The 13,520-nt window shown below is 53.9% G+C and carries 8 protein-coding genes; 5 read left to right on the top strand and 3 right to left on the bottom strand.

Annotated elements, in window-relative coordinates; translation table 11 throughout:
* The first annotated feature begins 15 nt into the window (after positions 1 to 15).
* The gene (locus WCK51_01085) at positions 16 to 2,100 is read left to right on the top strand and encodes a hypothetical protein (protein MEI7575459.1); all 2,085 of its coding nucleotides are present in this window, start codon (positions 16 to 18) and stop codon (positions 2,098 to 2,100) included.
* 172 nt (positions 2,101 to 2,272) lie between these two features.
* A complete protein-coding gene (locus tag WCK51_01080) occupies positions 2,273 to 3,856 on the top strand; it encodes a hypothetical protein (protein MEI7575458.1) in 1,584 nt (527 codons plus the stop codon).
* Here the strand turns inward: WCK51_01080 and nadB are convergent.
* Both nadB and WCK51_01070 read right to left on the bottom strand, forming a co-directional pair.
* A complete protein-coding gene (gene nadB / locus WCK51_01075; protein ID MEI7575457.1) occupies positions 3,846 to 5,402 on the bottom strand; it encodes an L-aspartate oxidase in 1,557 nt (518 codons plus the stop codon). The genes WCK51_01080 and nadB overlap by 11 nt on opposite strands.
* A complete protein-coding gene (locus WCK51_01070) occupies positions 5,348 to 7,498 on the bottom strand; it encodes a cellulase family glycosylhydrolase (protein ID MEI7575456.1) in 2,151 nt (716 codons plus the stop codon). Before WCK51_01070 ends, nadB begins: the two co-directional genes overlap by 55 nt.
* A gap of 156 nt (positions 7,499 to 7,654) precedes the next feature.
* Here WCK51_01070 and WCK51_01065 point away from each other — a divergent pair, with 156 nt between their 5' ends.
* Genes WCK51_01065 through WCK51_01055 form a run of 3 tightly spaced genes read left to right on the top strand, consistent with a single transcriptional unit; the run spans position 7,655 to position 12,834 of the window.
* A complete protein-coding gene (locus tag WCK51_01065; GenBank protein ID MEI7575455.1) occupies positions 7,655 to 10,006 on the top strand; it encodes a beta-L-arabinofuranosidase domain-containing protein in 2,352 nt (783 codons plus the stop codon).
* Positions 10,007 to 10,054: 48 nt separating this feature from the next.
* The gene (locus WCK51_01060) at positions 10,055 to 11,575 is read left to right on the top strand and encodes a hypothetical protein (protein MEI7575454.1); all 1,521 of its coding nucleotides are present in this window, start codon (positions 10,055 to 10,057) and stop codon (positions 11,573 to 11,575) included.
* A complete protein-coding gene (locus WCK51_01055) occupies positions 11,572 to 12,834 on the top strand; it encodes a hypothetical protein (GenBank protein MEI7575453.1) in 1,263 nt (420 codons plus the stop codon). The genes WCK51_01060 and WCK51_01055 overlap by 4 nt, the downstream gene beginning before the upstream one ends.
* Here WCK51_01055 and WCK51_01050 read toward each other — a convergent pair.
* A complete protein-coding gene (locus tag WCK51_01050; GenBank protein ID MEI7575452.1) occupies positions 12,831 to 13,505 on the bottom strand; it encodes a polysaccharide deacetylase family protein in 675 nt (224 codons plus the stop codon). The genes WCK51_01055 and WCK51_01050 overlap by 4 nt on opposite strands.
* Positions 13,506 to 13,520 lie beyond the last annotated feature (15 nt).

Genomic DNA, 13,520 nt, shown 5'->3' with positions numbered 1-13,520 from the left:
ATTACAATTACCTGAATGTCCAGAAGCAAGCCGCTTGCCCTTCTCGCTCTCCTGGTCACCGCCGCGTGCTCGAGCGCAGCAATTAACATCCGATTGCAGTCCTATCCTTATGAGATCGTCGCTGATGGGCGTTCCCAGGTCAACATCTCTATCGAAGCTCGGAACAACGATGGTTCCGTAGTTCCTGACGGAACGAAGATTCTCCTCAACACAACCCTGGGCTCCTTCCGCGAACAAGTAGTCACCATCTCTGGAGGAAGAGGACAGGCGATCCTAACCGCCGGCAACATCCCCGGCGTTGCAAAAATCACCGCAACAGAGCTGAACAACCAGAGCAACCCATCAACGCTCGAAGTCCTCTTTGTTTCGAGCAAAGACAAGTTGGCTACCGCAAGTGATTACATCAGCATCAATGTACCAAGCCGATTTGAATACCACTTGGAGACCCGGACGTTAACCGGGGCTGGATCGAAACAGAACGTCACCGGAGTATTCCGGGAAACGGCGTTCAAATGTGACGATATCCAATACTTACTTGATTCTGGCGAGCTTCGAGCGAAAAACGCGACACTCAGCGTCAATAAGAAAACGTACACCTTCTCCGAATTCTTTATGGACACAAGGTCGGGGAGGGGATACGGCGTTACTGTCATTGAGTACACACCGAAAGCGACCCTCACTTACACTCATGGTTTGTTCAGTCTCTCGGGCGCCGGAGAAGGCGAAGACTTTGGCAAGCTCAAGCCAAGGCAGCGAGTCGCAGTTGTCGATATCACGCCACTCGGGGTCAAGCCAATCACGGTTCCCATTCCTCCAGAGACCTTTACATTTAAGAAAACGAGAAAATCTAACATCGCCGCCACCCAGGAAGAACTCAAGCTAGAAGATCCCAACGACCTCCAAACCGGCTACCTGACCGCAACTCGATTCAGCTATGTCATGCGACGAGAGCTCCAGTTCCAAGACGTTAAGGTCTACCAGGGTGAGGACAAAATATGGTCACAGGGGCTGATGTCGTTCTCAGCAGGGGGATTCCAGGGCCAGTACCCCATGCAGCAGTATTTCACGATCACCGACAACCAATTCGGCGTGAACTACCCCTTTTTCCTTAACTTAGGAAGACAAAGCAGCTCTGCGGTCAGATTCAGAACGGGGCAATCGTACGGAAGTGGCATCAACGTCAACCGCGGTGTCTTCTTCGACTACGAATCAAACTGGAATCGCCGTGACAACTCCGTCGGAGGCATGACAATTAGCGGTGTTGGCCGTGACGACTATCAAGTTGACCTCCGCCAGACTCTGAGGCTCAATCCCAACACATCAGCAAACTTCACCATTGGTTCGCCTCAGTTCAACAGTCTCTTGGGAAACGTGTCGTTGAGTCAGCAGCAACGTGAGTTCCAGTTCACCCTCAACTCCACTCAGAACCGCTCGCTAAGAGGCGTAAAGAATAATCAACAAGACTATTCGCTGATCGGCGAAACCAACCCCGTGAGACTAAAAGGCGCACCAATCAGCCTCTACCCTGGATTTAGTGCTCTCTACAGCGAAGCAGAGCGTGAGACGGGCAAAAGCGTCCTATCTGGATTCGCGCCTAGAATGCGTATTACAACAGATCAATTGCAGGTGAACACTCGCACATCTTTGTCAGCGGGCTTCACCCTCGAACAGTTCGTAGGCTCAAGTGGAAACACACTGAACACCGTCGGAGAACTTTCCTATCGGAAGTCGCTTGGGAACGCATTCAGCTCTACTTGGATTTACAACTTCTCAAGAAATCAAAGTTCAGACCAATCTGTTGGTCAACAACAACTCTCCAACTACTTATGGTTTGAAAAAGGCAAACTCGCATTGAGCCTTAACACGACAAAAACGCTCGATGTCGACAATCTGTTCCTGAACGGCCAAGCAGACTATCTGCTAGCAGACCTTTGGAAGACGAGTTTCAATTATCGAATGAACAAGTTCTCAACCGACACATTCGTGGACTACAATCTCATACTTGCATACAGAATCGCCAAGGATAAGCCGTTTTTCGGTCTCGCATACTCTAAAGAGACTAACCGTATCGGTTTTGTTGTGCTTAACGGTCTTCGGTAGCGCGTCAGCTCAACAGGGGTTCGGAAGATTTGGCTACACTCGCTATCCCGAGATCCCCGGTTTCGTGTTCAGCGACCAGGGATTCAGGTCCAAATCCTCTGGTTCCGACCAAATTCGCTTCGCAACGCCGCTAAAGACTCTCAACAGAGTTTTGGTCAATCCAAATCGAGTCGTGGCTCTTACTGAGGGCGGCGTAGGTAAACCGTCAAAGCTTCGGTTTGACCTAGCTGACTTCGGCTTCAGCATGTACTTCGCTCAAGGGATCGAATTGCAGGTAAATTCCAGCGCATCACCCTTTCTCACCTGGAAAGAGGGATCTGCAGGAAATGGCGTGCCTACGCCAGATGCCGACTGGGTCGCACTATCCTTCCAGGATCGTCAACCCGCCCTCGTCTTTGGATTTCCTGAGGATAAGACTGGCCTCAAAGTCACGGGCGAGTTGGGTTCTTGGACAATCAAGTCCGACCCAAAGTTCAAAGGTTGGGTCCGAGTCTCGTTGCCCTTCGGAACCGAACCCTACCAGGCAACAACTGCACGCGCCGTAGGAAGACTCTCCGAGAGATGTGTGCAGCAAGAGCTACTCTGGTACGGACCGCTGACCGATTTGCCGGAACCGACAATAGAAGAGGACTCGCTCGGTCTCGACGTGACGTGGCAACTCCCGAGGCAGAAGACGATTCTTCCAAACGTGTTGTTCTTTGCCCAATTCGGAAGCTATCCGATCAGAATCCAAAGCCTATTCACGGTGTATCCGTCCCGGATCAACGGAGAGCCTGTACTGGTCTCTGCCGAACCCCAACTCCGAGTGCGCTTTCCTATCCGGCGAATTCCCAACGGTCGAGGCCTGAGCTTAGGAGAGTTGCTTCCGTTCGAAAATCCCGAGCCAACATGGAAGAATCCGACGGACCTCGTTTCGGTTGCCCTGGCAAATACACTAGCAAATCGCTCGCGATCCGTGGGCCCTTTGGTCAAAAAGCTGTTAGCCGACTACTACGAAGCAAGCTCGCCAGTGAGTGAGCCAAATACAAAGCTGAACGTCTTCTACAACGAGAAAGGTGATGGGATGTTGGCCGCAGCCGTCCACAGCCTGCTCACGCAGTCCTCGAACGTTGGAGAGCCGGAGAGTCCGGCAGAAGACCCACAATTCATCAGCCTCAGTTGGCGCCAGGACCCCTACACAGGCTCGTTGGGGATCAACCACGATGATCAACGTCGCATATTGGCAATCGCGGGAGTGGCAGGTGCTTTTGCCACAAATCCCGAACTCCGTTTGAAGGCGGCGCTTATGGAGGCAGCCCTGAGCGCGGACAAAGGGAAGGAAATCTGGCTCCGACGACAGGGACAGATTCGGGCGATGCCCCAATTCATTGAGCCGCTGCAGGCAATTCGAAAGGGACTCTTTTCACACACCACGGAAGGAAGGGTAGACCCAATCGTCGCAAATTGGTTTTCGGAACTCCGAGTGTTTAGCGAAGCTCCGGTGTGGCTCAATCCTCTGAATCCGGGATATGAGCTGTGTTGGGAAGGAGAGAAAAAGAAAATTGAGGAAATCAATTTGACTTTGCCCTACCAAATCCAAATCAGCTCTAAACGAAACATCGCAGGGCTCTTCATCAACCCCGGAGTTGGATCACTGGGCTTGCGGTACGAGGCACAAGCGTCCGGTCAGTGCTCTGCCGTAGTGGCCCTCCCAAGCTTTGCCGATCCTGTTCCTCTGACGGCCCTGCCCCCGCGTTACACCGAAATCAGGCAGTAATCAAATCTGAATTATAGTGCAAACCCACGTTTGTATGGCGATCGATCGCCCCCTGCACAACGTATCGAGCGGCAAGCATCAAGTTCCTCGTCTCGAGCGAGTAAGGAGAAAAAGGAGCTTCGGGGAGCCGCTCGTACTCGCGCTCAAGCTTTGAAATCAAGTCGAGAGTTTCGACAAGACCCACATTAGTTTTGACGATTCCCGCTCCTTTGGTCATCTGATGTTGGAGCAACCGGCGGAGCCGAACGGCGTCTGCTTCCGGCACGCACTTAGTTTTCCGGATTTCTGTCTGATCGGGCAGCTCCGGCTCTTCTCCCAGGGCCGCGACAGAAGCGGAACGGGCAAAGACCATCGCCTCCAGGAGTGAGTTGCTAGCAAGCCGATTTGCCCCGTGTACCCCTGTCCGGGCAACTTCACCCGCCGCGAAAAGTCCAGGAATCGATGTCCGGCCCTCGATACCGGTTCGAACTCCACCACACGAATAGTGCTGAGCCGGAACTACCGGAATCCAATCTCGATCCATCTGGATGTCGATCGACTCAAGCTTCTCCCATATTGTCGGGAACTCGTGCCTCAGTAGCGTCGGCGAAAGATGAGTAGTATCGAGGTAGACGCACCAAGTCTCTAGCTTTTTCATCTCCGCCTCGATTGCGCGCGCTACAACATCGCGTGGAGAGAGTTCGAGCCGCTCGTCGTAGTCGTACATGAAGCGACGTCCGTTATGGTTCCTAAGAGTTCCGCCCGCTCCCCGAACCGCCTCGGTGATCAAGAAGCTCCGAAGCTGGTTATGATACAGCGTGGTTGGGTGGAATTGCATGAATTCCATTTCCGAAATGACGGCACCGGCGTCGTGAGCTAAGCCAATTCCGTCCCCGGTTGCTACCCGAGGGTTCGTGGTGTGTTGGTACATTCGGCCACATCCACCTGTAGCGAGCAATACTGCTTTAGCTCCAAAAGCTCGTGTCCCCAAAAGATCGACTTCGGCGACTGCTCCGATACAACGACCACCTTCCACGAGTAGCTGCGTCACAAACGATTTTTCAAACACGGTGATCGCTGGATTTGATCGCACGGCTTGCACCACCGTCCGTTCGACTTCCCAGCCTGTTCTATCGGCGTGCTTGACGATTCGGTGCTGGCTATGCCCACCTTCCATCCCGAGCGAGAGTTCACCGTCAGCTCGGTCGAAGTTTGCTCCTAAAGAGAGCAGCCAATCAATCGATTCTGCCGCGTGTTGCACAAGGTAGCGGACTGCAGCTGGATCGTTTATTCCGCCGCCTGCAACCATCGTGTCGCGCTCATGAAACTCCCACTTATCAGCTTCGCCGACTGCGGCGGCGATTCCGCCCTGCGCCCACTGCGTGTTGGAGTCCGAGATTTCCGCTTTCGTCAGAACGGCAACACGACCTTGTGCGGCGACCGAGGCTGCGAAACTAAGTCCCGCGAGACCGCTACCGATGACGATGAAATCGAATTTCTCCAGCGGAAGCGTCACTGCTTGACCGCCTTCAGTGCAATATCTGTCTCGATCTGAGGCAGTCCACATTTTAGGTTTCCGTCAATCCCAACCTTAACAGTTTCCGTTCGCAAAACTTCACCCTTCCAGGTGTCCCATAGCTCGACTTTCCAATTTCCGCTTGCTAAACCACTCAGTGAAAACTGAGTCGGAGGTGCAGGAGGAATCGGCTCTTTCAAGACGATGACTCGACGCCACGCGCGATCTTCGACCCTTGCCCACGCCAGAGCCACAGTGTTACCCACCGTAGCCCAACTCACTAAGGGTGGGTTGGAGCGAACCAGAGCATCCTTAAACCGAATCGAATACGTCATCCAATCGGCCCCGATGTTCTTCACGACAACTTGGTGCTTTCCGGCAGGAATCGTCACCGCGTAGACGCCGTCGTATTTGTGAATCGTGTCGTTCTTTTTGGGATCGATCTGCGGAAAGTCGCGGGTGAGATAGGGCGCTCCGTTCAGTTCAATGGCAAGCTTCGCGCCGCCATATCCTGATACGCTATCGACAACCACCTCAAGGGTCGTCGGACGTGTAAATTGGGTTGTGAACGACACCGGATTGTGCCAAGTTGGGTGGTTCACTTTTCCATGGGCAATCCCTGCAATCGGAATTTGGCCGGACGCTCCGGTCTCAGAGACTTTGACCGAACGGGGCTTGTTATACGCCGACTCCGCCCACTCCGGCGGGTTCGCAGCCACGCTCAAATCTCTCCTTGGCAGCGGGTTCGGCTTGATTTGCCACTCAATTTTTGGCTGAGTTTGTCGGAAGTCTTCGCCAGCCCAATCGACACCTTTGACGAACCGTGCGACCGCTCCGAACAGGCCGTAAGTGTTTTTGGGTTCGATCAAGTTGTCCCACCACCACGGCATCGCAGCCCCCGACGAACCCATCGCAGTGCTGATCCAAAGTGGGTCGTGAATCTGCAAGCCAAGCGGGTCTTCTTCGGCCCTGGGCCCCGCCCAATCCGCGCCAATCTCGCCAATGTAGTGGGGTTTGCCCCAGCTTCCTTTGCGCGACTGCTGGTTTGCCACCTGGCTGATTACATCGGGAGACGAATAGTTGTGAGTCTGTATGAAGTCAATTTCATCCAGCATGTCGATCTCCTTGGTCCCCATCGAATCAGCGAAGCTGGTCGTGATGAGATGCTTGTACGGGTCCATCTTGCGAATCTCGCGAGCGATTCGTTGGTGCCACTCCTTCACCTTATCTGCGGGAAAGCCGGTTGTGAGGTCAACTTCGTTCCACAACTCCCAGGCGAAGACCGTGGGGTCAGCGGAATAGCGTGCGATCAGATAGCGCATCTTGTTAAGGAAAATCCGATCCATTTCGGCGTTATCCCAAAACTCGGCGGGTGTGTGCAAAATCCCACCGTTCGCAATTGTATGGGGCCCTTCTTCAAAAGCGTTGTAGCCGTCCTTTTCGCGGAGCACGTTAAAAGACTCGACACAAAACTTAACGCGAAGACCGTTCTTCCGAGCGAGAGCAACGACGTAGTCCAGACGCCAAAGCCCCTCGAGTGAGTAAACGCCAAGACCTTTTCCATCGCGACTTGAACCTTTCTGTTCCAGTCCAAACGTGAAAAATCCGGGAGCGAGCCAGACCCGCATGAAGTTCGCACCCTGCTCGCCGTACTTCGGAATCCAGGTGTCGAAGTCGTATGTGCCCTTCGGCCCTGCCCAGCAGACATTTGAGCCAATCGGGAAGAAACTGACACCGTTTGAAGTCTCAAAGAAGCGATGATCTCGTTCGGACTTTTTGACAAAGCCCTCCAAGTCACCCGGCGATACGTCGACGGTGAATGTGTCGGTCAGGGAGGTGCCACTTCGATCACGCACAATGGCCGCGACCACATTTTTGCCCGGCTTCAGAAAGCTGATTCGAGCTTTCCATACCGACTTTCCGGTCTTCGTAACAACTTCCTTATCGCCCTCTAGCTTGCGTTCGCAGTCCATAGAGAAATAGCCCGGAACTTCGAAAGAGGTTCCGTCTGGCTGTTCAACAGTGACTTTGACGGAGACATCTTGGGAGTCGAACGGATTCTCAAACGTCGCCGTCGTGGTGATGTCGAAATCGATTGGCTCATAGGCAACCGCCGAGGATTTTGCACCCACGATTGAGCGCGCCATTAGTTTTTCGGTGCTACGGTACGGCGTTGACACCGGACCCTTGAGATTCGCGCCAAAAACAATCCATGCAAACAACAACATCGTCCTATCAACTATAGACCCGATTTGGTTCTACGGCGCAATGCTCGGCGACGACGATGCATAATCGCGAATAAGATGCGTCTTTGTTCAAGTTTCCTGCTCAGCTTGGTTGCTACTGCGGCCATGAGCCAGATTCAGCCAGTCAGTTGGAAAAACGTCAATATTACCGACCAGTTCTGGGCGCCCCGACAAAGGACCCTCGGAGCCGTCACGATGCGCCAACAGCTCGATCAGTTGGTCGCAAAGAAGTACAGGCAGAATTTTGAGCGTGCGGCAGCTCGGCAAACCGGCGGCTACGTTGGTTATGTCTTCAATGACTCAGATGTCTACAAAGTGCTGGAGGCGGCGAGCTACGTCTTAGGAAAGAATCGGGTTGCCTGGCTCGACCAAGAAGTCGATCAGTGGATCAATCTCATTGGTCGAGCCCAGCTCCCTGACGGTTATCTCGATACCGCCTATCAGTTAGATAAGCCGGACAAGAAATGGACCAATCTGCGCGACGATCATGAACTCTACTGCGCGGGACACCTCTTCGAGGCGGCCTCGGCTCACTACGAGGCGACAGGCAAAACGAATCTCTTGAAAATAGCTACGAAGCTCGCTGATCATATCGAAGCAAGATTCGGCGAAGGCAAGAAGATGGGATATCCCGGCCACCCCGAGGCCGAACTGGCGTTGATGAAACTCTGGCGAGCTACCGGAGAACAGCGCTACTTCCGCCTTGCTCAGTTCTTTATTGAGAAGCGAGGAACCCATTTCTTCGCTACCGAACACAAGACGCCTGAGAAGGACTACGACGGAACTTATTGGAGTGACAATGTCCCGATCCGAGAGCATTCGAGCATCGTCGGGCACGCCGTTCGTGCCGCCTACTTGTTCAGCGGCGTGACTGACCTCGCTCACGAAACTCACGACCAAGATCTCAAAGCCATGCTGGAAAGGGTGTGGAAGTCAACGGCTCTCAAGCGAATGTTTATCACCGGAGGCATTGGACCATCCGGTTCTAACGAGGGTTTCACAGTCGATTACGACTTGCCGACCCATTCGGCATACCAAGAGTCCTGTGCAAGCATCGCAAACGCCCTTTGGAATTATCGCCTCGCGCTTTTAAACGGTCAGAGCAAGTACGCCGATGTCATGGAGCAGGCAATCTACAACGGCGCGCTGGCCGGTATCAGCATGAGCGGAGACAAGTATTACTACGTTAACCCTCTGGCAAGCACGGGCGGGCATCATCGGCAAGACTGGTTTGGTTGCGCCTGTTGTCCTCCCAACCTCGCTCGCCTCGTCGGGCAAATCGGTGGGCTCAGTTACGGGACGAAGGAAGATCAGCTCTTTGTGCTGCTGTTTGTCGGCGGAAACGTCACGGCAAAAGTCGCCGGTAGCGACGTGAAGCTCGATGTCAAAACCAACTATCCTTGGGATGGCAAAGTGCGGATGACGGTGCATCCGGGCTCTACTCGCACGTTTGGCCTCGCTCTACGCCAACCTGGGTGGGGGGCTTTCACCAATCTTTCCGTAAACAAGGCGGCGATGAAGCCGAACCTCAAAGACGGATTCGCAAACATCCGCCGAACCTGGAAGGAGGGCGATGTTGTTGAGCTGGAAATCCCGATGCCTGTGAGAAAGATCGTCTCGCATCCTTCCGTCAAAGACACCGCCGGAATGTTTGCCCTCAAGCGCGGACCGCTGGTGTACTGCTTGGAAGGGGTGGACAATCCGTTTGATATGGACCGAGTCGGCGTCCCGGCGAATTCTGAGTTCGTTCCAGTGGTGGACACCACACTGTTCAACGCCACGACGGTCCTTGAAGGTGACGGCTACTTCTTGAGCGAAGGCTCTTGGTCGGGAAGGCTCTTTCAGTCGATGGGATTGCCACAAAAGGTGAAGTTAAAGGCGATTCCCTACTTCCTTTGGGACAATCGTAAGCCGGGAGATATGCGTGTCTGGCTCTCTCCAAACCCCGTCCCTACCCCTTTGAGAGGGTTGGAAACAGGCGCAAAGGTTTCTGTCAGCTACGCAAATTCGATCTCCCAGCCCGAAGGAGTTAATGATGGCTACATCCCCCCAACCAGCAATCCGAACTCTCCCAAGCAGCTACACTTCTGGAGCCATCTCGGAGGGAAAGAGTGGGTTCGCTACGACTTCGCGAAACCGACCAAGGTCGCTAACATGCGCGTGTTTTGGTTCGACGATACGGGCCGAGGAGCATGCCGAATTCCGGCTGACTGGAAGGTCGAAGCACTAATCGGAGGAACTTGGATCGAAATTAAGCTTAATGCCGGTGAGAGGTATGGCACTGCGCTGGATGTTTGGAACGATGTGCAGTTTGCGCCTGTCACCACCACTGCCCTTCGGCTAACGCTCACGCAGAAGCCCGGCTTCGCAAGCGGAATTCACGAGTGGCAAGTTTTTGGCGAAGACTAGTAATCGCATCGCTTGCAATGCTGGAGATAAAGGACTAAACTGCGTCCAATGTTTGGTTCTTTGGCTCTTACGGCCGTTCTAGCGGGATCGGGTTTGTCGGCGCAGTTGCGAGGTAACAACGTCTGGGCTGGCCACAGTGGCGACCCTCAGCACTCCGGGATTAGCTTCATGGCGTCCCAGGACATCGTGAAGAAACACTGGTCGACGCCAGTGGACCTTGTCCCTCGATACTCCGGCAATAGCTTGCTAACTCACTATGGCGTTCCGGTGGTCACTCGGGGCAACATTCTCATCACCCCGGTAAAGCAGAATCTGACCGATGGATTTAAAGTCAGGGCGTTCAATGCGTTCAATGGTGAAGCAGTATGGACAGCGGATACAGATTATTCGCTTCCACCGTCGGGTTGGCTTCCCAGCATGTCTCCGACTCTCCTGACGCGGAGAGCCAACATTTTTGATCCCGGCGTTGCCTATCAGGCTGGAGGTGGGCGAGTGTCCTTCCGATCTGCTCACTCAAAAAGTGCCACGGTAACGACAAGAGCCTTCTATGGTGATGCGATCTTTGACGCCAACACCTCCAATATGCGGAGCAATGTCAAGATCTGCACACCCCTCACGGCGTGTCCAGACGGTTCAGTTCTCTTCGGCTTTGTGGTGCTGGGAACCAACGCTGCAAACCTTTCAAGCGGAGTGGCGCGGGTCCGCTCCGATGGAGTTGGCTCCTGGGTTTCGGCAGCCGCTCTTTCGGGCGATAGTGCAGTGGCCCAGGTCAAGACCAACTGCGCTCCTGCAATTACGGCAGATGGCTCTTCGTTCTACATCACCGTACACACGGCCAATTTCGGCCGTGGAATGCTCGTCAAAGCTGATTTGAACACCTATTCGGTAACGGGCCGAGTGGCTCTTAAAGATCCCAAGACTGGCAATGATGCCGCGATCGACAGCTCCGGAACGGCGTCGCCTACCATCGGAACAGACGGCGACGTCTACGTCGGCGTTCTTGAGAATCCCTTCCCTCACAATGGCTACCGAGGATGGTTGCTGCACTTCAACAGCGATCTTACGGTGAAGAAAACTCCCGGTGCTTTTGGTTGGGACGATACGGCTTCGATTGTGCCGAGCTTCATGATTCCTGATTACACCGGTGGCTCCCCTTACCTGCTCTTTGTTAAGTACAACAATTACGCTGTCGGAGGCGGTCAGGGTCTGAACCGACTGGCCGTGATCGACCCGCAGAACGCGGAGATCGACGCTCGCTCGGGGCAAATGACCATGAAGGTTGTGAGATCGATCCTAAACCCGACCACCGATGAGGAGTACAACCAGACGTATCCGAACGCAGTTCGCGAGTGGTGTGTGAACTCGGCGGTGGTTGACGTTCAAAAGCAAAGCATCCTTGTTACTGGAGAAGATGGCATTCTTTACCGATGGAGCTTGCCAAACAATACGTTCAGTCAGCGACTGCAGCTCACCCCTGGAATCGGTGAAGCCTACACCCCAACTGCGGTTGCTGCCGACGGCAAGATCATCGCGATTGCCAACGCTGTGTTGTACGCTGTCGGAAAGTGATCGTCCCGATACTCGCTGCTGTCGCCATTCAAACCACTCAGGCTCTTCCGCCCGAGTGGTTTGTTCGTGATACGGAAGGACGCAATTGCGCTTCATGTCACTCGCCGTCTGGATTCGAGCTTCGAGTGCTACGTCCTGGATCATTGTTGCGGAGGGCTAAACGGCACTTAGCGGATGATGAGGCTGACCGTTTAAACAAGGGTTTCCGCACCTTTGTTCCCTTCGAAGGCATTACAATCCCATTCCAGTTTGACAACGAAGTTGCTGCCGATGACAACGAATTTCTTCGCATGATCACTCGAGACGAATGGGTGCTCGGAACCAAGCTCAATTCAATCGAAGCTGCCCTCGATTACCAAAAACGTGTTCTGGCGATCTCGCTGTTCGATCAACCAGTCGCGTTTGTTCTCAATCTCCTATCCAGAGATAAATTTAACAACCTCAAGGACGCCACGATTGCCGACTGGATTCCCGACGTGCCAGCGACCGACGGCTCGCCAGTGAACTTGAACACGGAGGAAGACTACTTCTATCATGATCGAGCGATCGCCGCCCGACCCGCCAACTCCCCAATTGAACTCCTCGCGCAGAGCAAATATCGCTCCTTGCTTGCTTACGGCTACTACCAACAATTCAAGAAACACTGGATGCCCGAAGGCAACCCGATGTGGAAAGTCGGCGACTTTGGTCGACTTTACGCCGAAGCGGACTTCCAAAGCCTCGGAATGAGCGAGCAACTCATCGCGGAGAATTCGGGTGGCCCAAGCCCTTCCGAGCAGATGCGCGATCTTCGTTTGAGTTGGTTCTGGCTCGGTTGGATGTTCGACCCTTCGCTGACCCATTCTGGACCGAGTAAGGAAACGATCCGGGGCGACTACTTCGTATTGACCCTGCTCCAAGATGCTAAGCTCCCGGCGCATGCCCTTTTCATGCTCACAAGAAAGCTGGCCGAACAGAAGTCCGGGAAGTTGCCTTTTGAGTTTCAGTACTCCTTCCTCCTAACCAGTGAGAACATCGCGAAGTGGGAACCTGACAAGCCCGAAGACAAAAAGCGATTTAGGGCCTATGCCTCCCAGAGCTTCCGGTTGAACCTTTGGCTTCTGCTTAACGATATCAAGACAACCGGACGCACGATCCGGAAAGTCCCCCAACTTGACCAAGTTGAACGCGCTGCGGTCTATTTGAAGCGAATCGGTGTCGATGAGTCGGCGCTCATTTCACGGGTCAAAAACGCCGTTAAGAATGCCAAAGGTGTCTAGGGCAGCGAAGGACGGATGTAGATCTTGTAGAGCAGCTTGGGAAGTGAATCCGAGAAGGCAACCACGATTCTGTTTAGTTCCAAAGTGGATTCGTTGTAAACCGGAGTCTTTGCGAGTCGCAACCCTACCGATAGTCCGACGGACTTCATCGCGCGGAGAGTATCGGTGTTGAAAGAGCCGTATGGGTAGCAAGCCGATGCTGGAACGATGCCCCTTTCTCGAAGCAAATCTTGAGCCTCCCTCAGTTCGAGCAGTTGCTCGTCAAAAGCTAGATCCGCTAATCGGGGGTGACACATCGTGTGGTTCCCCACCTCGTGTCCCCGACCTGCGATGTCCAGCAACTCTCCCCAAGTCGCCAAAGGTCTTGCTTTTTCGCCATCCCACGAGGAGGTCTGTCCCACCAAGGAAGGGACTGCGTAGAATGCGCCTCGAAACTCGCTCTCTTCGAGGATTCTTGGGGCATGAGTCACTGCCGAGGCATACGCGTCATCAAACGTGAAACAGACTCCTTGTGGACGTCCGGTCGCGAACTCCCTAGGTAGGAAGCCCGGCCACCCAAACCTCTTGAAGAACTGAGTGTGGGAGGTCAGTGTTGAGGGCGCACAGTTAAGCCACCGACCCTCCTCGGGCTCGGTGCCAATCTTGTGGTAGCACAGGATAACGGTTTTCAAAATGCTTGTATCGCA

It is taken from the genome of Armatimonadota bacterium, from assembly GCA_037138755.1.
Lineage (GTDB): Bacteria > Armatimonadota > Fimbriimonadia > Fimbriimonadales > Fimbriimonadaceae > Fimbriimonas.
This window is presented reverse-complemented; position numbering and strand designations above follow the sequence as displayed.

Excerpts from the sequence above, each read along its gene's own strand:
- WCK51_01060 (MEI7575454.1), top strand. The coding sequence starts at position 10,055 with ATGTTTGGTTCTTTGGCTCTTACGGCCGTTCTAGCGGGATCGGGTTTG.
- nadB (MEI7575457.1), bottom strand. The coding sequence starts at position 5,402 with ATGTGGACTGCCTCAGATCGAGACAGATATTGCACTGAAGGCGGTCAA.
- WCK51_01065 (MEI7575455.1), top strand. The coding sequence starts at position 7,655 with ATGCGTCTTTGTTCAAGTTTCCTGCTCAGCTTGGTTGCTACTGCGGCC.
- WCK51_01070 (MEI7575456.1), bottom strand. The coding sequence starts at position 7,498 with ATGGCGCGCTCAATCGTGGGTGCAAAATCCTCGGCGGTTGCCTATGAG.
- WCK51_01085 (MEI7575459.1), top strand. The coding sequence starts at position 16 with ATGTCCAGAAGCAAGCCGCTTGCCCTTCTCGCTCTCCTGGTCACCGCC.